Consider the following 25,609-nt stretch of genomic DNA (forward strand, 5'->3'; position numbering starts at 1 on the left):
AGGAGTCAGGATTTGGGTTCGAGGCCTTTGTATTTTCGACGACGGTCAAAGACCGTCCGTTTGTAACCTTTGAGCATTTTCCCAAGCGTGTCCATCAGGCCACGCATCCACAAACGGATGTGGGTTTCCACCGCCTGCGCAGGTTTGATGGCCATCTCCAGCAACTCGGCTCTTTCCAGATCTTCACCGTCCAGAAGCCTGCGGGTCCAGGCGGCCTGCTCATGGCAGGGTTTCTCGCGATAGACATTTTTTCTTTCAGCCGCAGGAAGCTTCAAAACCGTCAGCCTGTGCACAAAGCAAAACCTACCCCCGGCTTGATGCATCCTGAACAGGAAATCAGCCTCCGGATCCATGGATATTTCCCGAAACGACCTCCACCCGCCAGCCTGCTGTGCGAGGCTTTTGCGATGCATGAAGCCTGAAGGAGGGATCCACATCCCGGGGCGATAGCTCTGGGGGCCAGCAGGCATCAAGGCCCTCTTTTGATCTGGCATGATCAAGGAAACCGCCCCCCAGACGACGTCCGCCCCTCCATCGAGTGCAGAAACGAGTGACTCCAGATGATGCGGCAGCCAGAGATCATCATGGCCCAGATAGGCGATGTATTGCCCACGCGAACGCTCGATGCCGTCGTTGTTTGGTCCGCCTTGCTGCCCGAAATTGACGGGCCGGTTATACCAATGCACACGAGGATCCTCAATGGCGCGCACGACGCCTTCTGAATCATCGGTGCAGGCATCTCCCACCACCCAGAGCTCGAAGTCCGTCATGGTCTGGCGCAGCACACTGCCGATGGAGTAAGGCAGCACCGAACTCCAGTTGTAGGTAGCCATGACCACTGTGACTTTGGGATTTTCGCTCACCATCAGCCCTCGATACCTGATCGTGCCGCGGAGGTCAATGCACCAAGCCTCTTTTAAATCATCAATGTATCCGGGCTGTTCGAGCAAGCCCCAGATCTTGAATCAGAATCTGCTCGAAAGAGCCAAATGACCTGTGCTATAGGCAGGCCATGGCTCTCACACGCATTTACCTGATCCGCCACGGCGCCACCATCCTGACGGCTGAAGACCGCTTTGCCGGTGCCACGAATGTGCCGCTGTCTGATGAAGGACGCAGCCAGGCCTCGCGACTGGCGCAGCGACTCAAAGGTCTGCCTGTGGCAGCGGTGTATGCCTCTCCGCTGGACCGCACGATGGAAACGGCACGCATTCTCGCCGCGGCACATGAGCTGGAGGTGCATCCACGAGAGGGCCTGAAGGAAATCTCACACGGTCACTGGGAGCAGCTGACGCGCGCGGAGGTGGAGCAGAAGTTTCCCAGCGAGGCTGCCGCCTGGGACGAAGATCCTTTCACCTTTGCGCCAGAGGGCGGTGAGAGCGGTCTGGCCGTCACGGCACGTGCCCTGCCCGCGCTGATGGAGATCGTGCGGCAGCATGAGGGGGAGTCGATCATCGTCGTCTCCCACAAGGCAACGATCCGCCTGCTGCTGAGCTCGCTGCTCGGATTTGATCCCCGCCGCTACCGCGACAATCTGGATCAGAACCCGGCAGCGCTGAATGTGGTGGACTTCAAGGATCCGGTGCGCGCACGTCTGATGCTTTTCAACGACACCTCGCACTACTCTGAGGACACGCTGATCAAGCCGGACACGCCGAAGGCCTGCCTGTCCAGCTGGTGGGCCAAGTAAGGCACGCCGCTATTTTTTCGGTGCGGTGGCCTTGTATTGGGTGAGCAGCTCCTGCACCTTTTTGCGCAGCTCCAAGGCTTCCGCGCTTTTGCGGTCCATGCTCTGGAGCTTGGCATTCAGGGTCTTGATTTCAGTGGCGAGAGCACGGCGCTCGTCCACCGCAGGTGCTGGGGCAGCGACCTCCACATCGCTCCAATCATCGGTGCGGAAGATGGAGGCGGGGAGGCCGTCGCTATTCACCAGATTGGCCCCTTCAGGGTTGGCCGCCCAGGCGTAGCGCACGGCCACCGGCTGCTTTACTTCCACGCTGCTGATGATGACGCTGTCTTTGCCGTCGATTTTGGCATCCGCCCATTTCCAGGCGTGGTCTGCACCGGCGATTTCAAAGCGCTTCAAGGCAGCGCCATCGCGCGCTTTCAGCCCGGAGCCGGCTTGGTCAAAGGTCACGCGGACAGCGCCCCCCTCCACCTGGCTCGACTTAAACAAGGGGCCGCTGTAGATGATGTCGCGGCCGTAGTCCTTGGCCAGCGCCCAGCGGGCAAGACGCTCGCCGGGTGTCTTTTTGTCTTTGGGGTGGATGTCATTGGCCTCGCCCACTTCATTGATGATGGCCATGCCGGTCTTGGGAGTGGAGGTCAGGATGTGCCGCATGCGATCCTGCAGGAGAGCCCATGGGTCCGGCGTGCCGGGCGCGGTGGAGGGGGCATGGAAGTTGGCCAGCTGCACAAAGTAGAAGGAGAAGTCATCTGCCCAGCGCTGGCGCCAGTCGCGGATCATCAGCGGCAGTGTCTGATCATAAGGCACGGCACCGGGCTTGGCGTTGGCTTCTCCCTGATACCAGATGGCGCCGCGGATGGTGTAGCCAGCAAAGGGATTGATCATGGCATTGAAGAGCACGCCGGGCTTGCCCTCGGTCTCCAGCGGCGGCTTGGGGGCGGCGGGGCGCTTGGGCAGACGCTTGCGGTCCTGTGCTGGCCTGCCTTTGGCGGCGGCCATCGTTTCCTGCCATTTCTTGAGACTGGCCTCATAAGCAGCCTGCGCTTTGGCGGCGTCATAGCTGGCGGCTTCTGCCAGCAGCTTGTCCACCATTTCCTTGGTTCCAGGCAGTGTGTTCAGTGCTTCACGGCTGGTGAAGGTTTCCACCGGCTTGCCGCCCCAGGCGGTCTTGAGCACGCCTACAGGCACGCCCAGATCCTGATGCAGCTTGAGGGCAAAGAAAAAAGCCACTGCCGAGTAGCCAGGTACGGTCTCCGGGCTGCTCTGTGTCCATGCCCCGTCGATGTCTTCCTGCGGCTCGGCAGCAGTGACCAGAGGTGCATTGAACATCCGCAGCCCCGGGTAATCCGCTTTTGCGATGATGTCAGCATTCGCTGGCGCGCGGTTCATGGTAAAGGCCATGTTTGACTGGCCGGAAGCCAGCCAGACCTCGCCAACGAGCACGTCATTGATCGCAACGCTGTCGGGGCCGGATTTCACGGAGAGTGTCGCGCCTTTGGCATCGGCAGCACCCGTTTCGATGCTGGTGCGCCAGCGCCCCTTTTCGTCCGCTTTGGCAGAGGCGGTCTTGCCTTTGAATTCGAGTGTGACTTCGGCCTGCGGGCTCGCTTTGCCCCAGACGGCGGCCGCACGCTCGCGCTGCAGCACCATGTGGTCGCTGAAAAAATGGGGCAGCGAAAGCTCGGCCTGCAGGCTGGCTGACAGACCGAGGCAGAAGGTGGCGACGAGGAAGCACGGAAGCATTTTCATGGCAGGTGGGCCGCTGGTAACGATGCGAAAGCCACGGCCTATCGCGAAGATCGTTGCGAATTTGCGGAGCATCCCGAAAGTCCTTCCCTGATGAACGACGACCTCCTGCGTGACACCGAACGCTTTCTCCATGAGCAGATCCCGCTCACCCAGGCCATGGGAGTAAAGCTGGAAAGCTACGACGGTGCGCAGCTCGTGGTGACCGCGCCGCTGGAACCGAACCACAACCACCTTGGCACCGCTTTTGGCGGCAGCCTCAGCGCGCTGACCACCCTGGCTGGCTACGCCATGCTCTGGCTGCAGCTGGGGGACCGGCAGGCGCACATCGTCGTACGCGAAAGCAGCATACGCTACAAGCACCCTGTGCGCGGAACTCTACGCGCCGTGTGCCTGAAGCCTGATGAGGCGGAGCTCAGCACCTTCAAGGACACCTTTCACACCACCGGCAAAGCCCATCTCAGGCTGCGGGTTCAGGTCATCCACAAAGACAAAATCTGCGTGCTTTATGAGGGAGATTTTGTGGCGCTGCGATGAGTGAGCGCAGCATTTGAGAGATGCAAGAATGCTGCATGCGGAGCGTTGACTCGCTCCCATGATACGCACGACATTTCTCTCCCTGGTTCTCGGCACGGCCTCACTCGCCCTTGCCGCAGAGCCTCTTCCTGAAAGCGCCAAAGTCGGCCAGTTCTATGCCGGCTGCCAGGCCTACACCTTCAAGTCTTTTGAGCTCATGACGGCGCTGGAAAAGATCGCCGCCTGCGGCGGCAAGACGGTGGAGTTTTTCCCCGGCCATCTGGTGAACAAAGCCGATCCGAAATCCAAGTTTGACCACAACACCACGGCAGAACAGCGTGCCCCGGTGAAGGCCAAGCTCAAGGAACTGGGACTCACCCCCGTGGGCTACGGCGTGGTGCGCCTGGCCAACGATGAGGCTGAGTGCCGCAAGATCTTTGACTTCTGCAAGGACATGGGCGTGGGCATCGTGGTCAGCGAGCCTGCGGAAGACGCCTTCGACCTCATCGAAAAACTGGTGAAGGAATACGACATCAAGATGGCGATCCACAACCACCCCAAAAAGCCGCTGGACCGCAGCTACCGCTACTGGGACCCCGAGTATGTGCTCAGCGTGGTGAAGGACCGCGATCCCCGCATGGGCTCATGCGCCGACATCGGCCACTGGGTGCGCTCCGGCGTGAAGCCCACGGACGCCATCCGCATTCTCAAAGGCCGCATCTTTGACAGCCACGTGAAGGATCTGGAAGCCTTCGGTGTCCGCGAGGCCAAGGACATGATCTGGGGCACCGGCCAGTCTGACATCCCAGCCGTGCTGAACCTCTTCGCCGAGCAGGGCTTTTACGGTCCGCTGGATGCCGAGTGGGAAAAGGACTGGGAGACGAGCCAGCCTGATGTGACCAAGTGCCTGGAGTTTGTGAAGAACTTCAAGCCGACTGCGGCTACCAAGTAATCCAGATTCAGAAAGAATCATCGCAGCGCCGAAGGATCACGCATCCTTCGGCGCTTTTGTTTTGGCTTTACGGGTTTGAGGCTTTCACCTCATCGACCCAGAGCTTTTTGCCCTGACCCACCAGGTACACCAGACGTGACTTTGCCACATCAAACACCGTTCCTTTTGCGTCGAGCTTCTGCGAGTCGTTGACCGTCACGGTCACATTGTTGCCTCTGAGGGCTACATCCAGCTTGATCCATTCCCCGGATTTGGCCTGCAGCGGTGCGCTGGCCAGACGCTCGGTGCGGTAGTAGGCCGGATCAGCCAGCTGCTCAGGCGTGGGTGGCGGAACTTTCTTGCCTTCCTTGGCCAGTGCAGCACGCAGCTTTCCGTGCTCGATGTGTGACTGCGGCGAGCCGCGGTCCTGCGCAATGGCCAGCGTATTGCCATAGATGGAAACGCGCAGCAGATGCGCGGAGCCACCAAAGGCGGACTCGCCATCGACGAGGATGAGGCAGTTGCCTTTTTCATCCAGCTTCACCTTGCAGCTCAGGTCCAGATCACGGCCGGAGAGAGGCGCAAAAACCGCCGGACCGTGGTCATCGTCTTTGGCGCAGCTGCCTTGCAGCACACCGTCCTGCACCGTCCATGAATTGGCGCGGCCTCCGGTGGTCCAGCCTTTGGGCAGACCGGCGGCAGAAAAATCTTCGTGGATCAATTCGCCGGCAACGGCGGAGGAGCAAAACAGCAGCAAGGGCAAGGAAAGGCGCATGCTTTCGAAACGATGCGATGCATGCGGCTGTTGCGTCCGGTTCATGAATTGAGCGAGCTGCTTCTTCCAGCATTGACCGAGCTTCGTCCTCCATCATGATTCACGGCATGAACGCACGCACTCTTGTTGTTTCCATCCTTTTGCTTTTGTCCATCGCCGCCCCCGGCCACGCCGATCAGTTTGTTTTGTTTGATGCCACCTTCACCTTTACCCACCAGGGTGCGCTCAATTCGAAGCCCAGCCAGTCACACTACTACGTGAAAGGAGACATGCTGAATGCCGCGCGTCCCAAAAACTGGACCGCGCCCGTGGACTACCGCAACGGCACCGTGCATGTGCGCCTGGAAGTGCTCGAAAAGCCTATGGGTGACCAGCCCACGACATGGAGCGTGTGCTACATCCCCTACAAGGGCCAGAACCACGGCTACGGCTGCATCGGCACAGGTGCCTACACCACCACAGGCGTGCATGAGAAGGACATCTCCATGACGAGCTTCTGGCAGAACAACGACATCCTCTGGGACCAGGGCATCAAGGAAATGCACCTGGTGCTGAAGGACGATCACAACCTGCACGCCCACAAGCGGCCAGATCCCGAGAAGTTTTTCCCCACCAAGGTGCGCATGACGCTGATCCAGGTGTCGAAGGGTGCCAAGTATGATCCGAAGCAGGTGCCGGGGCTTCCTTGAGCAGAGCTGTCACTCATCCGTGCATCTGCCTGCGGCGGCGGAAGATCGCACATCCCATGGCCATCAGCAGAAGCATGGCGCGGCTGGGTTCCGGCACCACGACGAGGATGGAGCCATCGGTGAGGAAACTGCTCACATCCCAGTACAGCCCCAGTGAGCTGAGGTCGGGCAGATCAAACTGCAGGCCGTTGTCCAGGCTGCCGTTGCGCACCAGCGTGCCGACATCAAAGGTGCCGTTGACCACTCCGCTCCAGTCCAGCAGGTCATACTTGCTGCCAGCTGCAAAGGCCGCACTGAAAGCCGTGCCTGTGAGCGAAGTGGTGACACTCACCTTGCCATTCAGCGTGAGTCCGCCGGAATTGAGAATGATGATGCGGTCATTGAGGGAGACACCCTGGATCTGAAAGGCTGCGGCGCCACCGCTGGTGAGATTCAGACTGCCCACACTCAGCGTGCCGACGGCGGCTCCGCCGACGTCTCCGGGCAGTATGAAGCCCGAAGTCACGGTGACAGCACCATTCACCGTGCCGCTGCCCGCGAGCACAGCCGTGGCACCATTCACGGAGACGGCGCTGCTGGCGGCGGTGGAGCCCAGACCGGATGCCCCCACCTGGAGCGTACCCTGGCTCACCGTCGTTGCTCCGGTGTAGGTGCTGTCTCCAGACAAGATTTGAGTGCCAGTGCCGACTTTGACCAAATTGAGCACTCCGGTTCCTGTGCCATCCCGGATGATGCCGCTGAAATTCTGTGAAGAATTGTCGCCACCCAGAGTCAGCGTGGCCGAGGTGGAGCTGGCATTTTCGACGATGCCTGTGCTGGAGCCCGCCAGCGAGCCAAGCGCGCTGTCCCTGCCCGCAAGTCGCAGGGTGCCATCCACATACGCAGCAGAATTGACACCGAAAGCGCTGGTGCTGCCCGCGGCGAGCGTGCCGCCATAATTGACGACGGTGGCACCGGTGTAGTTGTTGGTGCCGCTGAGGGTGAGCGTGCCGGTGCCAGTTTTCGTGATCCCCCCTGACACATTCGCTGCCAGCACCGCAGCATCCAGGACCGCACCTGTGCCGCCCCCGCCTGTCAGTGTGACCGTGGGTGTGCCTGTGTAGCCGGTGCCGGGGCTCGTGATGGTGATGCTGGCGATTTTGAAGGTGCCTTTCCCCGTGCCGTCATCGACCATATTCGCCACCGCCGTGGCACCTGAGCCGGTGCCGCTGATGGCCACGTAGGGAGCGCCCACGTAGCCGCTGCCTCCATTGGTGACAGCAACTGTCGCGACACCGCTGCCAGCAGGTGCCAGCAGCGACTGGCCGATCGTGATCGACTGACCGTTCGTATCAACCGTCAGGCCGCCAGCAAAGACGTTGGCGCTGGTGAGGCCGGTGAGAAAAGATCCGCTGTTTGCGGAGCTCGCAGCCTTGAGAATGCCGCCGTTGAAATTCACGATCCCCGTGCCGTTGGTCCTGGTGATCTGCTTCGTGGCATACACACCGCCGTTCAGGTTAAGAATGCCGATGTCGCTGGCTGCGAGGCCAAGGAAAGTGGTGCCATTGATGGTGACCACGGCCGTGCCCGCCACTGTCTGCTCTCCACGTATCCCATTGGCGTTGTTGCTGACGCCGTTGTAGCCGATCCGGTTGGATAACGCAGTGAATGTGCCTCCGGTGAGGTAGCCCACGCCAGTGGCATTCGAAATATTGGTGCTTGCATTGGCGCCGACCTCCAGACCGTTGCCGAAGATGATGCTGACCGCGCCTCCGGACTGGTAAAAGACACCCGTCGAGTAGGAAGCTCCGCCGCCCATGCGAAAGCGCACATTTCCCCCTCCCGTATCTGTCACGGTGCCACCGCTGAGGCTGTAGAACCCATATGAACCAGACGTGGAGTTTCCATTGATGCCAAGGTTGAAGTTGTTGTTAAACAGGATGTCTCCACCTGTCTGATAAAAAGCCCCTGCACTGCCAACACCCGATCCCACACTGAATGCTGTGTTGGTGCCATAAATCCCGGCTCCCGCCTGCAGATTGAAAATGGATGTGCCCGCGAGAGTCACAGCCCCTGTGTAGCTGCCGGAGAGATTCACCGCACCGGCATTGATGGTCAGTGTGCCGGTGGTCGTGCTGGCACCGGACAAGGTCAGGGTGCCGGCACCATTCTTTGTCACACTGCCCGTGCCGCTGATGGCACCACTGATGACGGTGTTGCCGGCACCGGTGCTCGTCAGATTGAATGCAGCAAGGCTGACCGCGCCACCAATGGTCAGCGTACTGGAGCTGTTGTTGGTCCAGGTTTGGGAGGCCCCGAGAGTTATCGGGGCGTTGAGGGTGACGGCCCCGGCGCCGCTGTTCACGGTGATGCCAGCAGAATTCGCAATGGTAAGCGTGTTGCCATCCGCATTCAGCGTCAGAAGATTGGTGTCACTCACCACCAGGCTTTTGATCGACATGCTTGCCCCGAGGACCATGGAACCCTGATTGGTGGCTCCCGTGGCCGAAAAGGTGATGGCGCCCCCCGATCCCGGCACCAGTGGCGTAGCGCCGGTGCCGTTGGAATTGGTCACCCAATTGCTGGCGGTGCCATCAGAGAGCGCCCACACATTCCCGCCCGCGCTGAGCCCACCCTTCCAGTAGGCTGTGGTCAATGCCGTGGCGCTGGCAACGCTGATGCTCAGGGTGGTGTCCGTGGCCACGAGGTTGCTCACGGTGAAGTTTGTGGCGTTGTAGAGCTGCGTCAGAGTGTAGGTGGCACCGCCCGATGTCAGCCCGCTGGCTACAGTGATCAAATTGTTGGCGCCCGTCGTCAGTGTGGCTGCGGGAATGAAATAGAGCGCCACTCCAATCTGTCCGCTCGCTGAGGCGGCGGCGGTGCTGCTGATCACCGACTGGCTCTGAGTGCCGCCCAGTGCGGTGCCGATGGTGCTGCCTCCGGCAAGCGTCAGCACGCCCGAGCCGATGTTTAGCGAACCAGCTGCAGTAGGACGGTAGGCAAAGGTGGCGCCACTGCTGATGCTCAGCCCGCTGTTGGATCCGAGGGCCGAGGTGCTCACACCCACGAGGGTGCCGCCTGTGACCGAGGTGCCACCGGAGTAAATGTTTGCACCCGAGAGGTAAGCCGTGCCCGCTGTGGTCTTGGAAAGACCGGCACCGCCAGCCAGGATGGCGTTTACCACACCTGCCTGAACATCATAAGCGCTTGTGCTGGTGAGGACGCCGGTGCTGCCAGTGATGATGCCACCCGTGATCTGCACACCGGCAAGGGTCTGGTTGAAACTCTGCAATGAAAAGGCTCCTCCGCTGACGATCAAATTTTTGACAGAATTGATCTGGGCTGACTGAAGCAGCTTGGCCGTGCCGCCGCTGACCGTGAGATTCCCCGCTATGGCCTGCCCGCCCGTGGCATTGAGGTCGAGCTCACCTGCAGTCACATTTGTCAGCCCTGTGTAGGTGTTGGCGCTGTTGAAAACCAGTGTGCCAAGGCCAGTCTTGGTCAGCCCGCCCGAGCCGCTGAGGATCACGGTGCTCTGAATCGTCGCCGTCTGCACCGTCCCTGTCTGGGTGGCGGTCACATTCCACGTATGTGTTCCCGAAAGGTTGCCTGTGTTATTGAGGACGATGTTCAGCCCCCCTGTCAGTCCATTCAGCGCACTGTTGCCGTTCACTGTCATGTCCGCACCAGCCACGTTGCCGATGGTGCCGTCCACCCAGTTGAAGTTGATGGTTGCGGTGTCAGCTCCGGCACCGGTGCCTGCGGTACCGCGCTGAATCGTCGTGGCATTCAACGTTCCGCTGTAGAGGTTGAAATTGCTGGTGATCGTTTGTGCGACAGCCGTGCTGATTTTGTCTGCCAGAGTAAAGGTCGTCACTATGATCGTGCCGCCGTTAAGGCTCAAGGTGGCCGTCGCCTGACCGGAGGAATTGCCGGCGCTCACAGCCGCCTGCTGCCCCAGAATGATTGTGGTGGCGTCCATGGTGCCCTGGCCCATCAGGAAAGTTCCCGTCACCGCCTTTCCTGCAGTGCCATTTCGAATGGCCTGGCCGATGAGCAGGGTGGTGATTTTGGCGTCCAAGATGCTGCTGCCCGTCACTCCTGTGGTCAAATCCACCGTCGAGACGGAATCCAGAACGCCACTGCCATTGAACCCCACAGTGATCGCTGCGCGGTCTGCGTCAGTACCTCCCGTGCCGCGGATCTTCAGCGTCGGACTGACGAGTCCGCTCTGGAAATCCAGCAGCGCGATGGTCTTCTGCTCACCGATGAGGATGGTGCTGGCATTGATGGTATTGGCCTGCCCTAGATGCACGGTCCCGGAGTTCACGGAGCCAAGGCCAGTGCTGAACGGGTTGATCTTGAAATTCGCCGCCGTGATGGTGTTTGTTGCCGCCAGCGTCAGCACCCCGTTCCCGGAGATTGCATTCGAACTATTATCGGACAGTCCGCCCACATAGAAATTTCCGGCGGTGTTGATGTAGCTGAAGGTGCCCAGACCTGACATGTCCAGGGTTTCAGAACCGCTTACCGTGGCATTTCCGCCACCAATTTGAATGCTGCCGCCGTTCACTGTGAGGGTGCCTCCGGAACCGGTGATGGCATGGCTGGCTGTTCCTACGCTGGGAAATGAGAGTCCTGCGAAAGTCTGGCTCGTGGAGCCCACGTCCAGAGTGCCACTGCTGCCAGTAAAGCTGAGCGTGCTCGTGCTGAGAAGCCGGTTGTTGCCGCCACTCAGGGCAAGCGTGCCTGCGGCGATGATGGTTCCACCGTTGTAAGTGTTTGCGGCGGTGAGCTGAAGTGTTCCTGAACCCAGTTTCACCAATCCCAGCACATTGCTGCCGCCGTTCGAGTTCGCAATGACGGAGCCATAGGTGAAGACGCCCCCGGAGTTCGTGGTATCAAGACCAAGGAAGGAGCCCTTCATGAAGCCGGAGGTGGCTGTCCCCAGGGCCTTCAGATTGTCGATGTCCACCGCGGTAAATTCACCGGCAGCCCCAACATTGAATGCCGCTGTCGCACCTGAACCGACCAACAGATTCGTGTCTGTCCAGCTGGCCGTGTTCCCACCGTAGAGCGAAGTCTCGAGGCCAAACTTCAGAGTGCCTGCGTTGATCTTGGTAACCCCAGCGTATGAGTTGGCGCCAGCCAGCACCAGCATGCCGGTCCCGATCTTGGTCAGGCCGCCTGCACCGCTGAGCGTCACCGTATTTTGCACCGTGGCGGTCTGAGTGCCGCTCACGCTCCAGGTGTGGGTACCAGAGACGTTGCCGCTGTTGTTGAGAACGATGTTGAGCCCGCCGGTCAGGCCATTCAGTGCGGTGTTGCCGCTCACGGTCATGTCTGCCCCGGCAATGTTGCCGATGGTGCCGTCCACCCAGTTGAAATTGATTGTTGCACTGCTGGCTCCCGCCCCCGTTCCTGCGCCGCCGCGCTGAATGGTCGTGGCGTTCAGCGTACCGCTGTAGAGATTGAGGTTGCTGGTGAGCGCCTGAGAAATGCCCGCCGCGTTGGTTTTCTTGTCGGCCAGTGTCAGCGTGGTGGTGGTGATGGTGCCGCCCTTGAGGCTGAGCGTGCCCGTGGCCGCTCCTCCCGTGGTCACCACGACAGTCGAATCCTGCTGGCCCACGACGATGGAGATCGCGTTCAGCGTTCCCATGCCCATGATGAACGTGCCGGTGGCGGACATGCCGGCCGAATTGGTGTTGCGGAGATTCTGCCCGATCATCAGCGTGCTGACCATGGCGTCCAAAGTGCTCGAAACCGTGCCGCCGCTGGTCAGGTCAACCGTGGCCACCGTTGCCGTCAGTCCGCTGTTTTCAGGCCCCACGGTGATGGACGCGCGGTCTGCATCCGTGCCTCCAGTCCCGCGAATTTTCAGCGTCGGCGCGGTCAGGTTTTGGAAATCCAGCAGGGCCGTGGTTTTTTGATTGCCCACGAGAATGGTGGAGGCGTTGATCGTGTTTGTCTGTCCCAGATGCACGGTACCGCTGTTGAGTGCGTTGGCACCCGTGTTGTAAAAGCCCACGTTGAAGCTCGCCGCTGTGATGGTGTTCACGGCCGCCATCGTCAGAGTCGCGCTAGCGGTGATGGCGGTGCCTGCGTCCGAGGTGCCACCGACATTGAAGCTGCCGGAGGTCCGGGTGTAACTGAACGTGCCCAGGCCGCTCATGTCCACGTTCTGTGCTGTTGCTGTCAGCAGGTTGCCTCCACCGATCTGAATGTTTCCGCCTATGATGTTCAGCGAGCCTCCGGCGCCAGTGATCACGTTGCTGTTGACGCCTGATGTCAGAAACGTCAGGCCGGCCAGTGTCTGGCTCGTGGAGCCCACGTCCAGCGTACCAGTGCTGCCTGTAAAATTCAGCGTGCCAGTGCTCAGCAGCCGGTTGTTGCCACCACTTAGGGCCAAGGTGCCTGCTGCAATGTTCGTTGCACCCGTATAGGTGTTTGCGGCTGTGAGCATCCAGGTGCCCGCGCCACTTTTGGTCAGTGTCAGGCTCGACGCACCGCCGTTGCCAATGACGCCGCTGATCACATTGGCCCCCGTGTTTGCTCCCGCCAGCGTCAGCGTTTCTGTGCCGCTCGTCGTGCTGCTGGAAATGCCGCCTGCAATGACGAGAATCGTGCTGGGGCTCGTGCCATCATTTTGAATTGTGAACGCTCCCGGTGTGGTCGTTGAATCCGGCGTCAGGATCAGCGGTGCATTGATGGTGAAGGTCTGGTTTGCTGCCGTAAGCGTGGAGAGGATCGAGATCGCGCCGCCGTTGGCGGTCGTGAGAGTATTTCCCGCCAGGGTGCCCAGGGCGAAACTAGTGGCATTCGTGTCGTAGGAGATGCTTCCTGGCGCAGCATTGGCGGACAAGGTGATGCTGCCGCTCATGCCAATGTTGAAGAGTGCCGTGTCGCCAGCTCCAGGGACGGCATTTGCGTCCCAGTTTGCCGCCGTGTTGAAATCGCCACCGGCAGGCTGATTCCAGAGAATGGTCTGTGCGGATGCGGAGCCGCCGGCCCATGCCAGCCAAAAAGCCGCCGCCAGAAGGCTAAAAAGCCCCCCAGGCCATGTGCGGTGAATCGACAAACGGGGCAATGGTGACGAATGAGAACGAAACATGATTCTGGCAGACAAATGAAACAGACGGGGATTTGCGGGACACTGCTGGCGCGAAAAAAACAGAAGCAGAGACGGAGTTCTAACTCGAACGTTCACCCCAGCCTGCATCCGCAGATTCCGCCGCACCTGATGACCGGAATACGAGGCCTGAGGCACGGCAGATAGCCGTGCGAGGTCATCGTGAAATTCACGGTCATGGACACTGGTTCAGTGGCACGCGTCGGACTCGCAATCGAGTCCTTTTTAGTGGCGTCCAACACTACACGGGCACAGTGATTCATCCCCCCGATGATTTATGAAAAAAGACACTGCCGCATGAGCTTTGCCTGATCACCGTCTGGCATTTTCGCCCACAGCGGCGTCTTCATTGGGCATGATGCATCACCGAGTGGCCGCCTGACGCCTCAGCTGCCGTCCTTTGCGCACGAGCAGCACCAGCGGCACGAACCAGACGAAGTTGAGGAGGATCGCGTAATGCATCGCCTTTCGGGTGAACTGGAAAAACGCGCTCTGATTGATCAAGGCTCTGGCCACAGCATCATTCACATGCTGCGCCACCGCCACGGCCCCCAGCGCATGATGACGCGCCGCCACCATGCCCCCCTGCACCGCCTCCCAGCCCACGGCGCAGCCTCCATAGGCCTGCCAGCCAAGTGCACAGCCGCCAATGGCCCACACGCCCAGGCCAAGCCCACCCCAGCAGAGCACGCCGACGGCCAGCCCGCCCAGTGAGATCAAACCCAACGAACAGGCACCCAGACTGATGGGAGCGATGGTGCAGGCACCGAAGGCCCCAATCACACCCAGGGCAAAATCCCCCATGGCAAACCACGCTTTTACGGGACGGATGGGCTCGCCGTGCTTTCTCCCCAGCCGCATATGCACGAGAGGCAGCCCCAGCAGTGTGAGTCTGCTACGATATTCGAGATGCGGCACTCCCCAATTTCCCACAGGGAGAATGCCTGCGTCTTCCACGGCGGATTCTGCGGACACGACTTTCCGGTTCTGCCGCAGCGCCCATGCCCCTCCTCCGGCACAAAGCAGGATACATCCACCGATCATGCCCGTCAGCAATGTGACATACGCCGCAGGATGCTGGAGGGCCAGCCACCGGCCGTAAATCATCAGCATCGTGGTGTAGGCACAGAAAAAGAGGATGGCAGCCAGCAGCACACGGAAGAATTTTTTGATCATCCGCTGCTCTTCCACAGAGCGGGCGCTGTCCATGCTCACCTTGTAGCCCACGCCTGCCGCCGCAAAGCCCAGCAGCGGGCTTAGCACTCCGTTCAGCAGGGCCATGACCAGCGGTTTCCCACTCGCGCCGCCTTTGGCCAGAGTCATGCCCGCCGTGGCTGCGGAGGCAGAGGTGGTGCCCAGGGGCAGCGCTGCCAGCACGCCAAAGGTGAACGCTGCTGTGGGCATGGTCTGGCGCAGCGCGTTGCCCAGCCTGCGCTCCACCTGCTCTGCCAGCATGGCCCGGCCGCGCGCCAGCCGCTGCTTCACCGCATCTTCGGAGAGTCCCAGGGACTCCGCCACAGCGGCCACGGAATCATTCTGGCGATAGAAGAGCACCATGGGCTCGCGGTAGTTTTCGGGCAGGCTCTGCAGCGTGCGCCAGAGCAGCGCGCTCTCCTGCTCACTAATCGCGCTTTCATCGGGTGGGAGCTCGGGGGATGCGGGATGCATCATTTCGTCTAGCTCCGCTGCCATCGCCGTAGGCGTGCGCTGCTGGCGCCGCAGAAAATTGTTAATCACATGCCTAGCGATGCCGCAAAGCCAGCCGCGGATGTTGCCCTTCTCGCGCAGATTCCGAAGCTGCTGCCAGGCGGTGATGAAGGTCTCCTGCGCCAGGTCCTCGCTCACATGCACATTTCCACAGGCACTGTACGCGAGGCCGCAGATGAGCGACTGGTGACGCTCCACCAGGCTGCCAAAGGCTTGTGTATCGCCCCGCAGACTGAGTTCCACGAGGTGGGCGTCGTTCGTAGTTGCTGGGATGAAGGTTGCAGTATTCATGACACCCACCAGTGGTCGCCACTGTCCGGCTGGTGACAAAAAAGTATGCGGTTTTCAGCGTTCCAGTCAAATGACGGCCCGCTGCTGCAGCCACTCGATGCGCCGCTGCAGTTTCTCCCGGCGGTCCTCATTCGGATTTGGGTAGAGAATCGGATACCAGACGGTGATGACTGCCGCACGGGCGATGAGGCTGTGATGCAAAGCCTCTTCGTCGATGGCTCCGCCGGCTTCGCAATAGGCATCGCAGATCTTTTTCACTGCAGCGTGATCATCCTCGAGTATTTGTGCGTTCCAGATAATAGACGCCACGTCCCATTCCACAGGGCCTGAAAAAGTATCCTCCCAGTCTGTCCACAGCAGGCCGCGTGTGGTGTTCATGAGATTGCCCATATGAGCGTCTCCGTGGAGAGGCTGCTGCGGATAGCGGTTCAGCGCCTTGATGGACTGAGTCAGATGATTTCGCAGCATCTGCTGTGTGTCTGGAGGAAAGAGCTCGCGCTCATCCAGAATCGCAAGGCTTTCGGTGATGATGGCTAGATGCGGCAACGGCTCGGTAAAGCGGCTCATGACGTCATGGCACTGCTGCAAGGTGCGGCCGATTTCACGCGGGTCGGGCGCGGCGTCGATACGGGTAACGAATTGCCAGAAGTTCATCGGATATCCCAGGTGCTCGTGCGGGCCGGGTGGCAGGTCCGAGTGCAGGGGAATGACAGGCGCACCGTTTTCCGTGAGATGGCGGGCAATGGCATTTTCGCGTGCAAACCACTCCGTGCCCTGCCTCGGGCCACTGGTGTCCTGCACCACACGCGCCACCAGCGTCTCGGTGAGGCGAAGCACCAGTGTGCTGCTGTTTTGCAGAATGTCGCAGCGGTCTGGCGTGATGCCGTGGGCGATGGCGGTCTCGGTGGCAGCGCGGATGGGAAGATCGGTATCGGTCATGAAGGGGTGACAGAGATAGCACTCAACCCACCCATTCGCACGATTTCACGCAGGCTCCGGCAGTGGTCGCTGCCCAGCGCACGCGCCACCCGGCGATTTCTGTGGCATACTCCCGCGCATCATCCTCGTGATAGGCAGGCTGGGGTTGCAGGGCCAACGATTCATCGATGATCACGCGTACGTCATCCGGCACACGGCTTTCGCAATCCCACTGCACCGGAAGCCGCTGCGGTGCCACATCTGCAAAGCCGCTGCGTGCCTCAGGAATCGAGTCGGCATAGCGAATGTAGGGCTTGATGTCGAGAATCGGGGTGCCATCCACCAAGTCCACGCCAGAGACAAAAATGCGGGGGGCGGCGGCGCCTTCCAGTTCCACGCGGTCAAGCTTCACCACGCTCAAAGTCAGCCGGTTGGGGCGAAAGGGAGAACGTGTGGCAAAGACACCGCGCTTTTGATTCCCTCCCAGCCGGGGCGGGCGCACGGTCAGTGATGTCGGCTCCTCCTGCACCAGGTGAAACTGCGTGATGAGCCACAGGTGGCTGAACTCCTCGATGCCACGTACGGCCTCCGAACGCCGGTAGGCGGGCTCAAACTCAATGATCCCCCATGCGCTGGGTGCCAGCCCGGGCTGGCGCGGCACCCCGAACTTGTCGGTGTAGCACGTACGCAGCGTAGCGATGACATTGAGGGAAATCATGCGTCTGAAATGAGCGCGCGCTTTTCACCACGCATCCATTTTCTTCAGCGATTGCTGAAAGTGGCAGGCACCTCATGTTGTCTTAACCATGCCCATGCCCGCCAAACGCCTGCTTCTTGCCACGCTGCTCCTCACAGCCTCCGCCCGTGCGGAAAAAATGAGCTGGCTGGAGAATGACCGCATCAAGCTCGGAGTGGATCTCGACCTCGGCGGAGCCATCACCTTTCTGGCCAGCACCAAGGACGGCGTGAATGTGATCAACAACTACGACCTCGGGCGGCAGGTGCAGCTTTCCTTTTTTTCCGGCCCGGTGCCCTTTGAAGCGAACGGACAGAAGCCCGCCGAGCACTGGCGGCACATTGGCTGGAATCCGATACAGACGGGAGACGACTTTAAAAACGCCAGCCGCATACTCGCCCACGAAAATGATGGGAAGCGCATCCACCTGAGCTGCGTGCCGCTGCAGTGGCCGCTGAACAACGTGCCCGGTGAGTGCACCTTTGACTCCTGGCTGGAGCTGGATGGCGCGGTGGTGAAAGCACGTGCGCGACTCACCAACAAACGCAGCGACACCACGCAGTACCCGGCGCGATTGCAGGAGCTGCCCGCCGTGTATGCGAATGCCGCCTTTCCCCGTGTGGTGAGCTACACCGGCGCAGCCCCTTTCAGCGGCGAAGCATTCTCCGTCATGCCGAAGTCTCAGACCAAGCATCCCTGGACTTTCTGGACAGGCACAGAAGGCTGGGCGGCCCTGCTGGATGACAAGGACTACGGCCTCGGCCTCGTCACTCCTGGGCGCGTGCATTTCACCGGCGGTTTTGCCGGCAAGCCCGGCCCGAATGACACGCATGGCAACAACACCGGCTATCTGGCTGGACAGGGACAGGAAATTTTGGACCACAACATCGGCTATGAGTTCCGCTACGAGCTCGTGCTTGGCACCGTGCAGGAGATCCGCGAGCGCGCCGCCACGCATCGCACACCAGGAGCCCCTGCGTGGATTTTTTCCGCAAACCGCCAAGGCTGGCACTACCAGAATGCACGCGATACCGGCTGGCCGGTGAAGGATCACCTGCAGGTGCTGCTGGAGCAGGATGATCCGCAGCTCATCAGCCCGCTGACATTCTGGCAGGCTGGAGAAGCTGCCGTGCTGGTCATTGAGGCCGCTTTCCATACCCGCCAGAAACAGGGTGTGGTGATGCTGCAGCCGCACGGCGCGAAAAGCTACGCGCCAGAGACGGCCGTCGCTTTTTCACTCGTGGCCGATGGCGAGTTTCACCGCCATGTCATTCCATTGTCCTCCAGCCCCGCCTACCAAGGGGCCATGGTGCGCCTGCGCATTGATCCGGTAGGCCAGGGCGAGGCAGGGGCGTGGATGAAGGTGCGCAGCATTCGGCTCATGGCCCCGCAGGAGTGAGCGGTGGCAAAGATTTCAGAAGAGTGGAGCACATTCTCCGTTTAGTGGCTCATCCCTTCACTCCCCAGCCCACACGCCATGCTGCGCACACTTCTTTGCATCCTGCCTCTCGCCATCGCCATGCCCCTGGCCGCTCAAGACAAGGCCCCTGCCCCGCCGGAAGGCTTCACCGCCATCTTCAATGGCAAGGACCTCAGCGGCTGGAGCGGCGGCAGCACCTGGTGGTCGGTCGAAGACGGCTGTCTGACCGGTATCACCGACGGCAAGCTCGACTACAACCGCTTCATCACCTGGAAGGACGGCAAGGTGAAAAACTTCGAGCTGCGCGTGAAGGTGAAAGCCACCAAAGGCGGCAACAGCGGCCTGCAATACCGCGGCCAGGAGCGCCCCGATCTCGGAGAATGGGTCGTCACCGGCTACCAGTGCGATGTGGTGCCTGACAAAGACGACTACAACGGCATGCTCTACGAGGAGCGTGGCCGCCGCATTCTTGCCCATACGGGAGAGAAGGTCATTATCGACACCCAGGCCCAGCCCTGGGTCGTGGGCAAGCTGCCCGTCCACACCTTTCCCGCCGAACAGTGGCATGACTACCGCGTGCTCGTGGAGGGCAACCACCACCAGCACTGGATCGACGGTGTGCAGACCGTGGATGTGACCGACCTCGATGAAAAAGGCCGTGCGCTCGAAGGCGTCATCGCCGTGCAGGTGCATCGCGGTCCGCCGATGAAGATCCAGTACAAGGACTTCTTCCTGAAGCATCTTCCTGACGATCTGCCCCTTGTCACGCCAGCCCAGGCCACGGTGCCAGCAGATGCCGTCAAGGTGGTGCCTCAAGGAGGACCGCCCAAGAAAGCGGCCAAGTAGGCTGCCGCGAAATCACTTCGCACCGTAGGCGCTGGTCAGGTAATCGATCAGCGCCGTGTTGTCCTCGGGCAGTGGTGCGGCGTACTTTTCCTTCATCTTTTTGACCGTGGCTTCCCAGAACTTCCGCGGCAGCGGCGGCTGGGTGGAGACATACTCGGTGGAGTGGCAGGTGATGCAGAGACTCTGCGCCAGCTCCACACCCGCACCGGGCTTGTAGCTGCCGTCTTCCGCCGGCCACACGAAGCTGGAAAAATCAGGCGCATCAGCAGCGGCCTTGTCTGCGGCTGAGAGGCTGAAGCCTGTGGCAGCGATGACGAACAGGATGGCAAAAAAACTCTTCATGGAATGAAATGGATGAAGTGAAGATCAGGCGACGGTCACGTGGGTGGTCTCCACCACATTGCGCATGTAGCCCTGGGGATTCCAAAGCGGCTCCATGGCCTGCGACTCGCCCAGGCGGTTCACGGCGCGCACCTTCAGCTCGCAGGGGCCTTTCTTCTGCGGTTTCCAGGCCAAGGACCACGGGCGGAAGGAATATCTGCCCAGATCTTTGCCCAGTTCGGCCGACTGCCAGGTGCGGCCGCCGTCGTCGGACACAGCCACTTCGGTGATGCCTGCACCGTGGTCAAAGGCGATGCCGCTGAGCTGCGTGACCCCACCTGCCTGCACCTGAGCACCGTCCAGATGGCTGGTGAGGAAGGAGCGCACTTTGAAGCGCGTGATGGGGACCGTGCTCGTGGGTGTGGTGCCGGGCTCCACACAGCCCCCGGGCGTGGTGGCGATGCGGTAGCCCGTGGCCATGAAAAATCCGTCAAACACGTCCTTCACCACATTCAGCTCGTTGAGGTGCTTCACCCAGTAGGTGCCGTAGTAGCCCGGCACCACGAGCCGAAGGGGAAAGCCATTGAGCAGTGGCAGGGGCTCGCCGTTCATCTCATGGGCGATGAGGATCTCTCCGTCCAACGCGTGGTCCATCTCCAGCGCCTTGATGAAGTCTGGTGTCTGCGGCAGCGTCGGTGTGTCCAGCCCGTTGCACACCACCTGCTTTGCCCCGGCCTGCACACCGGCTTTCGCCAGGACATCCTTCAGCCGCACGCCGCGCCAGCGGGCATTGCCCATGGCCCCGTTGCCCAGCTGGCCGCCACCCACGCGCGGCTGGAAAAACCCACGGCTGTTGCCCGAGCACTGGTTCACCGCCACCACCTCCACCTGATCAAACTGAGTCTTCAGCTCCTTGAGGGAGAGCTGCAGCGGCTTGTCCACCAGCCCCTTGATCTCCAGACGGAAGGCGGCTGCGTCCACGCTGCGGGGCACATTGGCCAGATGGTAGCGCACGAAAAAGGCGTCGTTTGGCGTGATCACCTCCTTGAAGACCTCCATCGGCGTCTCGAGCTGCGGCGGGCGTGTGGTCAGCAGGATGAGCGGCCGCTTCTGCGGGAAGCGCACCATCCGACGCTCGCCATTCGCAAATGGCAGCGTGACGACGTCAGCAGCGCTTCCCAACCCCAGTCCGGCCACTGCCGCGCTGGCCTGGGAGAGAAACTGGCGACGGGAGGAACGAGAGTTCTGGATCATGGTGGTAGGCAGATGACAGTTGGGGCACCGCACTGAAGAATGCGCGTCTGCAGCACTGTGCCATGAATCAACGCTCCACGCGCCTTGGATTCTATCAAGCAACAAGGCTCCAGGTCAGCTCCAAGCCCAGTCCCACTGGCAGCGGTGTCACCGGGCCGGCGGGCGTTTCCAGCAGCTCCATCTTGGAAGGTTTTTTCTCCATCTGAAATTTTTGAGCCGATGCCGGGAAGCCGTAAAACGCAGGCCCGTTGAGACAGAGGAAATGCTCAAACATCGCCTGGCCCACCGCCGTGGTGAAATCCACGCCCGCCTCTTCAAACGCCATGGCATAGAGCTGTGGTGCGCAGCCGCCAGTGAAGCAGCCCGCCGCACAGCCGCAGGCGGTGGCCTTGGTGGTATGCGGCGCGCTGTCCGTGCCGGCAAAGAACTTGGCCTGCCCGGCTCTCGTCACGGCCTGGCGCAGCGCCGCACGGTCGTCCTGAAACTTCACAATCGGCAGGCAGTAGAGATGGTATTTGAGTCCCTGGATCAAATGTCCCAGCGTGTAGAGCAGGTGCTGCGGCGTGATTGTTGCCCCCACATGCTCCGGTGCCGCCGCCACAAACTCCGCCGCCGTGCGTGTGGTGATGTGCTCGCACACGATCCGCAGCTTGGGATGCGCCTCCAGCAGGCGGGGCATGCGCTCGGTGTAAAAGCGCGTCTCCGCATTTTGCTGCGCGTCGATGTAGTCCGGCCCGTTCAGCGCATGCTGCTCGCCATGGATGCAGAGCACGATGCCGTGCTGCTCCATCGCACGCAGCACCTCGCTGCCGATCAGGTCGTCCATCGGCATGCCATGCTCCGCATTCGTGGTCCCGTGCGGCGGGTAGTATTTGCAGGCTCGCAGCAGCCCCGAGGCCGCGCCTTCCGCGATCATAGCCGCCGTGGTCTGGCGTGTGAGGTAGAGAGGCACGATGAGCTGCTCAAAGCTGGCGGCACCTGCGGCGCGCAGCTCTGCCGAGTAGCTCTCGACGGACCATCCATCTGCCTGCGCAGCGCCAGACACACGGGAGACCGGTGGCTGGGTGTTTGGCATGGCTAGTGCTCCAGCGCAGCCCATGTCCAGATGAGAGCGGACGTACGAAGCCATCGCAGGGCCTTGGCGAAAATGCGTGTGCAGGTCAAACCAGCGGGGGAGAGTCAGTGTCATGCGCTCTCGTTAGCCCGCTGCACCGTGGGATCAATGCCGAGGTGCAAAGTTTCCATCGCCTTCTCAGCGTTTACGCCGGCCTATCACGAGCAGCAGCCCGCCGGCCAGCAGCAGAATTTTAGACGGCTCGGGCACGACGTAGATGATGCCGTTGGTGATGAACTGATCGGTGGCAAAAAACCACCCGTTGCCCAGGTTGGTCGGCAGGTCCAGATCTGCCACCGTGAAGGCTCCGCTCACACCGTCGGCATTGGTGTTCAGCGCCGCAAAGTCCAGGATGTTGAAGACATCGCCCCAGCCAGGCTGGTAGCCGGAGGCCAGCTCCACTTTGATCGTGCTTCCCGCGTTCAGCCCAAGACCGCCTGTTATTTTGATGGAATCATACAGGCCGCCGGAGCCGGCGTCTTTGAAAGCGCTCACCTGCGCGGCATTGGTGGGATCTGCGGCATGGCTGGCGGTCCCGCTCAGGGTGAGGAGCACACGCGGGCTGGCACTGTTTGCCCCAGTGGCCAGTGTGAGATTGGTGAAAGTCAGCGTGCCCAGACCATCGCCCGCACTGGCAATCGCACCAAGCGAACCATCTGTGGAAGCCCCTGGCCTCAAGATCGAACCCGCACCCATGACCACCGTGCCAGTCACGCTGCCGGTGCCGCTGAGCACCTGATTGCTCAGAGTCTGGGTGCCACCTGTGACTGCGGTGACATTGAGCGTGGCTCCGCTCCTGACTTCGAGCCATGGGCTGGCGGCCACACTGCCAGAGCCGCTGAGCGCCAGGGTGCCGGCTGCCACGGTGGTTTTTCCTGTGTAGGTGTTGGCGGCAGTCAGCGTGAGCGTGCCGGTGCCGTTCTTGGTCAGTCCTCCGTCAGCCGTGGCCCCGAGCGCGGTGTCGTGCTCCAGACTGTCGGCAATGGTGACGTTGAAGCCGTTGGAGTCGATGACCGCGCCACCGGCCTGCACTTTCGAGGTGAGGTTGGCCGAGTCGGGAATAAAATTGGTCGCGCTGTTGTTATCCGTAGCCTTCAGGGTGCCACCGTTGAAGTTCAGCACCGCAAGGCGGTTGCTGCCCGCACTCGTCGCACCGCTTGAGGTGTTCATGGCAAAGCCACGCGTGGAAAGGACGCCTGCATTCAGCGAGATGGTGCTCACAAAGCTGGACAGGTTCGCCGCAGACTGATTGCCGCCGTTGAGGAAAAAGTAGCTGGAGCCGGAGCTCGTCATGTTCAGGGTGCCGCCGTTCATCACCACGTTCGCCGTGCCGTTTTCAGACAAGCCGTAGGAACCGTTCGCCCACGTCACCGCGCCCGTTCCGCTCACCGTCAGCGTCGCCGTTCCATTGTTGGCAAACCGCGTGTTGCTGCCCAGCGTGAGGCTTCCGGCGGAGACATTCACACTGGAGACCGTGCCCGGGCCTTGTGCAAAAAGGGCATTGTTGATCGTCAGCGCCCCACCAGTCACATTGATGGTACTGGTCTGGATGAAGGCGCGGTTGCTGTTGGCAAAGACCACGGTGCCGGCAGAGACATTCATGGTGGCTCCGTTATCAAGCTGAAGACCGTTGTTTCCGTTCCCATCTCCGGTGCCGCTGTGGGTGGCCGAGGCGCCTTCAAAACTCAAAATGCTTCCCGCGCCGCTCACGACCAGCCCCTTCACAAACGATTGCGTGCCCGATTGAAACCGCAGCACCCCGCCGCTGTTCACCGTCACAGACGCCGCATTGAAGGTTCCGTCGCTGTTCACCCTCACATCACCGCCTGTCACCAGGAGCGTGCTGGCCAGATTGGTCATGGAGATCCCGCCGGTGAAGTTCAACGTGTTGGCGCCGCTGAGGGTCAGGGTGCCGCCCAGTCCGCTGACAAGACCGCCGTATGTCACGGTGCCGCCCGTGTTGTTCGCGATCACCAGCGTGCCTGCGTTCAGCGCGGTGGTGCCGGTGTAGCTGTTCGCACCGCTGAGGGTCAGGGTTCCCGTGCCATTCTTGGTCAGGCCGCCATCCACGGTGGCACCCAGCGCGCTGTCGTGCTCCAGATTGTCGGCGATGGTGATGTTAAAGCCGTTGGTGTCAATGACCGCGCCACCTGCCTGCACTTTCGACGTGAGGTTGACGGAGTAGGGGATGAAGTTCGTGCCGCTGTTGTTGTCCGTGGCCTTCAGCGTGCCACCGTTGAAGTTCAGCGCCGCCAGCCGGTTGGTCGAGTTCGCCCCCGTGTTCATGGCAAAGCCACGCGTGGAGAACACCCCGGCATTGAAGGTGATGCTGCTGGTCACCCCCGTGTTAAAGTTCACACCGTTGCCTCCATTGAGAAACAGGTAGGTGGTTCCCGAACTGGTCATGTTCAGCGTGCCACCGTTCATGATGATGCTGCCCGTTCCGTTCTCAGACAGTCCGTAGCCGCCTACCGCCCAGGTGACAGCACCGCTGTCGCTGACGGTCAGAATCGCCGTTCCGTTGTTGGCAAAACGGCTGGCGGCGCCCACGCTCAAAGTCCCCCCGGAAGCATTGATCCTCGCCGTCACGCTGCCCAATTGCGCGATGAGCGTGTTGTTCATGTTCACCGTGCCACCCGTGATGTTGAGTGTGCCGCCCTGCATCCAGAACCGGCTCGGCGTCAGGTCCACGGTGCCCGCGCTCACATTGATCGTGCCGCCATTGAGAATCTCCAGGCTGTCCTGCTCGCCCGAACTCCCGCCGCCGATGCCGTTCACCGTCACCGTCGCCCCGGTGAAATTGAGCACGCTGCTGGCACCGTCCACCTTCAGGCCATTGTTGAAGACCTGGGTGCCAGACTGCAGTTTCACGGTGCCGCTGCTGATCAGCACATCCGCAAAGAGAGTGCTGTCTCCCACGAAGCGTACATCGGCCCCCGTGGATGTGATCTTGTTGGCCGTGGAGGAAAAGCTCAGTCCGCTGAAGATGATCACTCCCGAGCCCGTGATGCTCAGATCACTCGCAGCGCTGCTGATTGCCGAATTGAACGTGAGAGCACCGCCGGTGGCGTTGATGGAACTCGTCGCTCCCAGGGAAAGCGCCATGCTCAGCGTCTCCAGGGCGGATGAATTGTTCGTCAGGCTGCCGCTCAGGGTGAGGGCGTTGCCTGCCAGCGTAAACGCACTCGCGCCCGCATTGAACGTCAGGCCGGAAACCGTCAAACCTGTGATGTCATTGGTCAAAGATGCACCGCTCGTTCCGGCACTGCCGAAAGTGAGCGTGTCGCCACTGATGGCGGGCAGCGCATCCGCAGACCAGTTGGTGTTTCCTGCGGTGTTCGTATTCCAGGCAGCATCCACATCCCCCACCCATAGCAGGGTGGCGGCGCGAAGAGGAACTGGTGCTCCAAACATGAGGGCACAAGCAAGAGCTGCGAGGACCTGAAGGGGGCCCTGACGATGGCAAAACATTCTGATTTTTTTTTGGGGGGGGCAGGACGTTGACCCAAACTCGACCTTCTGCAACGCCTTCATGCCGCCCATGCAATGA

The 25,609-nt window shown here is 61.0% G+C and carries 17 protein-coding genes; 6 read left to right on the forward strand and 11 right to left on the reverse strand.

Annotation, left to right across the window (positions count from 1 at the left end; genetic code table 11):
• Window positions 1-5: 5 nt before the first annotated feature.
• Window positions 6-950, reverse strand: coding sequence for a glycosyltransferase family 2 protein (locus tag ACZ5WW_RS10445; RefSeq protein WP_377164440.1), 945 nt, complete (start codon window positions 948-950; stop codon window positions 6-8).
• Between the two features lie 62 nt (window positions 951-1,012).
• On the opposite strand from ACZ5WW_RS10445, the gene ACZ5WW_RS10450 reads away from it, so the two are divergent.
• The gene (locus tag ACZ5WW_RS10450) at window positions 1,013-1,690 is read left to right on the forward strand and encodes a histidine phosphatase family protein (RefSeq protein WP_377164438.1); all 678 of its coding nucleotides are present in this window, start codon (window positions 1,013-1,015) and stop codon (window positions 1,688-1,690) included.
• Window positions 1,691-1,699: 9 nt separating this feature from the next.
• On the opposite strand, the gene ACZ5WW_RS10455 is transcribed toward ACZ5WW_RS10450, so the two are convergent.
• Window positions 1,700-3,436: a sialate O-acetylesterase family protein gene (locus ACZ5WW_RS10455; protein ID WP_377164436.1), complete on the reverse strand. Its 1,737-nt coding sequence runs from the start codon at window positions 3,434-3,436 to the stop codon at window positions 1,700-1,702.
• Between the two features lie 90 nt (window positions 3,437-3,526).
• Here ACZ5WW_RS10455 and ACZ5WW_RS10460 point away from each other — a divergent pair, with 90 nt between their 5' ends.
• Together ACZ5WW_RS10460 and ACZ5WW_RS10465 are read left to right on the forward strand one after the other, a co-directional pair.
• Window positions 3,527-3,970: a YiiD C-terminal domain-containing protein gene (locus ACZ5WW_RS10460; protein WP_377164434.1), complete on the forward strand. Its 444-nt coding sequence runs from the start codon at window positions 3,527-3,529 to the stop codon at window positions 3,968-3,970.
• A 58-nt stretch (window positions 3,971-4,028) separates the two neighbouring features.
• On the forward strand, window positions 4,029-4,901 hold the full coding sequence (locus tag ACZ5WW_RS10465) for a sugar phosphate isomerase/epimerase family protein (RefSeq protein WP_377164432.1): 873 nt from the start codon (window positions 4,029-4,031) through the stop codon (window positions 4,899-4,901).
• A gap of 67 nt (window positions 4,902-4,968) precedes the next feature.
• Here ACZ5WW_RS10465 and ACZ5WW_RS10470 read toward each other — a convergent pair whose 3' ends face one another.
• Window positions 4,969-5,655, reverse strand: a complete 687-nt coding sequence (locus tag ACZ5WW_RS10470; RefSeq protein ID WP_377164430.1) for a 3-keto-alpha-glucoside-1,2-lyase-like domain-containing protein — start codon at window positions 5,653-5,655, stop codon at window positions 4,969-4,971.
• A gap of 107 nt (window positions 5,656-5,762) precedes the next feature.
• Here ACZ5WW_RS10470 and ACZ5WW_RS10475 point away from each other — a divergent pair, with 107 nt between their 5' ends.
• The gene (locus tag ACZ5WW_RS10475) at window positions 5,763-6,344 is read left to right on the forward strand and encodes a hypothetical protein (protein ID WP_377164428.1); all 582 of its coding nucleotides are present in this window, start codon (window positions 5,763-5,765) and stop codon (window positions 6,342-6,344) included.
• Window positions 6,345-6,357: 13 nt separating this feature from the next.
• Here ACZ5WW_RS10475 and ACZ5WW_RS10480 read toward each other — a convergent pair whose 3' ends face one another.
• The 4 genes from ACZ5WW_RS10480 to tsaA all read right to left on the reverse strand — a co-directional run bounded on the left by ACZ5WW_RS10480 (window position 6,358) and on the right by tsaA (window position 17,086).
• Entirely contained in the window at window positions 6,358-13,401 is a 7,044-nt protein-coding gene (locus ACZ5WW_RS10480; RefSeq protein ID WP_377164426.1) for an autotransporter-associated beta strand repeat-containing protein, read from the reverse strand.
• Between the two features lie 414 nt (window positions 13,402-13,815).
• Window positions 13,816-15,450 (reverse strand): RNA polymerase sigma factor, encoded by a 1,635-nt coding sequence (locus ACZ5WW_RS10485; RefSeq protein ID WP_377164424.1) that lies wholly within the window; start codon window positions 15,448-15,450, stop codon window positions 13,816-13,818.
• Window positions 15,451-15,516: 66 nt separating this feature from the next.
• Window positions 15,517-16,389, reverse strand: coding sequence for a phosphotransferase (locus tag ACZ5WW_RS10490; protein WP_377164422.1), 873 nt, complete (start codon window positions 16,387-16,389; stop codon window positions 15,517-15,519).
• A 22-nt stretch (window positions 16,390-16,411) separates the two neighbouring features.
• Window positions 16,412-17,086, reverse strand: a complete 675-nt coding sequence (tsaA, locus tag ACZ5WW_RS10495) for a tRNA (N6-threonylcarbamoyladenosine(37)-N6)-methyltransferase TrmO (protein WP_377164420.1) — start codon at window positions 17,084-17,086, stop codon at window positions 16,412-16,414.
• Between the two features lie 94 nt (window positions 17,087-17,180).
• Between tsaA and ACZ5WW_RS10500 the strand changes: the two genes are divergently transcribed.
• Both ACZ5WW_RS10500 and ACZ5WW_RS10505 read left to right on the forward strand, forming a co-directional pair.
• Window positions 17,181-18,503 (forward strand): hypothetical protein, encoded by a 1,323-nt coding sequence (locus ACZ5WW_RS10500; RefSeq protein ID WP_377164418.1) that lies wholly within the window; start codon window positions 17,181-17,183, stop codon window positions 18,501-18,503.
• 78 nt (window positions 18,504-18,581) lie between these two features.
• Window positions 18,582-19,370 carry a 3-keto-disaccharide hydrolase gene (locus ACZ5WW_RS10505; RefSeq protein WP_377164416.1) on the forward strand — a complete coding sequence of 263 codons (789 nt, stop codon included), beginning with the start codon at window positions 18,582-18,584 and terminating at the stop codon, window positions 19,368-19,370.
• 12 nt (window positions 19,371-19,382) lie between these two features.
• Here ACZ5WW_RS10505 and sorB read toward each other — a convergent pair whose 3' ends face one another.
• The 4 genes from sorB to ACZ5WW_RS10525 all read right to left on the reverse strand — a co-directional run bounded on the left by sorB (window position 19,383) and on the right by ACZ5WW_RS10525 (window position 25,473).
• On the reverse strand, window positions 19,383-19,712 hold the full coding sequence (gene sorB / locus ACZ5WW_RS10510) for a SorB family sulfite dehydrogenase c-type cytochrome subunit (protein WP_377164414.1): 330 nt from the start codon (window positions 19,710-19,712) through the stop codon (window positions 19,383-19,385).
• A gap of 24 nt (window positions 19,713-19,736) precedes the next feature.
• Window positions 19,737-20,945, reverse strand: coding sequence for a SorA family sulfite dehydrogenase catalytic subunit (gene sorA / locus ACZ5WW_RS10515; RefSeq protein WP_377164412.1), 1,209 nt, complete (start codon window positions 20,943-20,945; stop codon window positions 19,737-19,739).
• Between the two features lie 94 nt (window positions 20,946-21,039).
• Window positions 21,040-22,134 carry an amidohydrolase family protein gene (locus ACZ5WW_RS10520; protein WP_377164410.1) on the reverse strand — a complete coding sequence of 365 codons (1,095 nt, stop codon included), beginning with the start codon at window positions 22,132-22,134 and terminating at the stop codon, window positions 21,040-21,042.
• 63 nt (window positions 22,135-22,197) lie between these two features.
• On the reverse strand, window positions 22,198-25,473 hold the full coding sequence (locus ACZ5WW_RS10525; RefSeq protein ID WP_377164408.1) for a beta strand repeat-containing protein: 3,276 nt from the start codon (window positions 25,471-25,473) through the stop codon (window positions 22,198-22,200).
• Between the last annotated feature and the right edge of the window lie 136 nt (window positions 25,474-25,609).

The organism is Prosthecobacter fluviatilis, assembly GCF_055388355.1.

What these genes read in the sequence shown, in the direction of transcription:
- ACZ5WW_RS10450 (WP_377164438.1), top strand. Translation starts at nt 1,013, where the DNA reads ATGGCTCTCACACGCATTTACCTGATCCGCCACGGCGCCACCATCCTG.
- ACZ5WW_RS10455 (WP_377164436.1), bottom strand. Translation starts at nt 3,436, where the DNA reads ATGAAAATGCTTCCGTGCTTCCTCGTCGCCACCTTCTGCCTCGGTCTG.
- ACZ5WW_RS10460 (WP_377164434.1), top strand. Translation starts at nt 3,527, where the DNA reads ATGAACGACGACCTCCTGCGTGACACCGAACGCTTTCTCCATGAGCAG.
- ACZ5WW_RS10465 (WP_377164432.1), top strand. Translation starts at nt 4,029, where the DNA reads ATGATACGCACGACATTTCTCTCCCTGGTTCTCGGCACGGCCTCACTC.
- ACZ5WW_RS10470 (WP_377164430.1), bottom strand. Translation starts at nt 5,655, where the DNA reads ATGCGCCTTTCCTTGCCCTTGCTGCTGTTTTGCTCCTCCGCCGTTGCC.
- ACZ5WW_RS10475 (WP_377164428.1), top strand. Translation starts at nt 5,763, where the DNA reads ATGAACGCACGCACTCTTGTTGTTTCCATCCTTTTGCTTTTGTCCATC.
- ACZ5WW_RS10485 (WP_377164424.1), bottom strand. Translation starts at nt 15,450, where the DNA reads ATGAATACTGCAACCTTCATCCCAGCAACTACGAACGACGCCCACCTC.
- ACZ5WW_RS10490 (WP_377164422.1), bottom strand. Translation starts at nt 16,389, where the DNA reads ATGACCGATACCGATCTTCCCATCCGCGCTGCCACCGAGACCGCCATC.
- tsaA (WP_377164420.1), bottom strand. Translation starts at nt 17,086, where the DNA reads ATGATTTCCCTCAATGTCATCGCTACGCTGCGTACGTGCTACACCGAC.
- ACZ5WW_RS10500 (WP_377164418.1), top strand. Translation starts at nt 17,181, where the DNA reads ATGCCCGCCAAACGCCTGCTTCTTGCCACGCTGCTCCTCACAGCCTCC.
- ACZ5WW_RS10505 (WP_377164416.1), top strand. Translation starts at nt 18,582, where the DNA reads ATGCTGCGCACACTTCTTTGCATCCTGCCTCTCGCCATCGCCATGCCC.
- sorB (WP_377164414.1), bottom strand. Translation starts at nt 19,712, where the DNA reads ATGAAGAGTTTTTTTGCCATCCTGTTCGTCATCGCTGCCACAGGCTTC.
- sorA (WP_377164412.1), bottom strand. Translation starts at nt 20,945, where the DNA reads ATGATCCAGAACTCTCGTTCCTCCCGTCGCCAGTTTCTCTCCCAGGCC.
- ACZ5WW_RS10520 (WP_377164410.1), bottom strand. Translation starts at nt 22,134, where the DNA reads ATGACACTGACTCTCCCCCGCTGGTTTGACCTGCACACGCATTTTCGC.
- ACZ5WW_RS10525 (WP_377164408.1), bottom strand. Translation starts at nt 25,473, where the DNA reads ATGTTTGGAGCACCAGTTCCTCTTCGCGCCGCCACCCTGCTATGGGTG.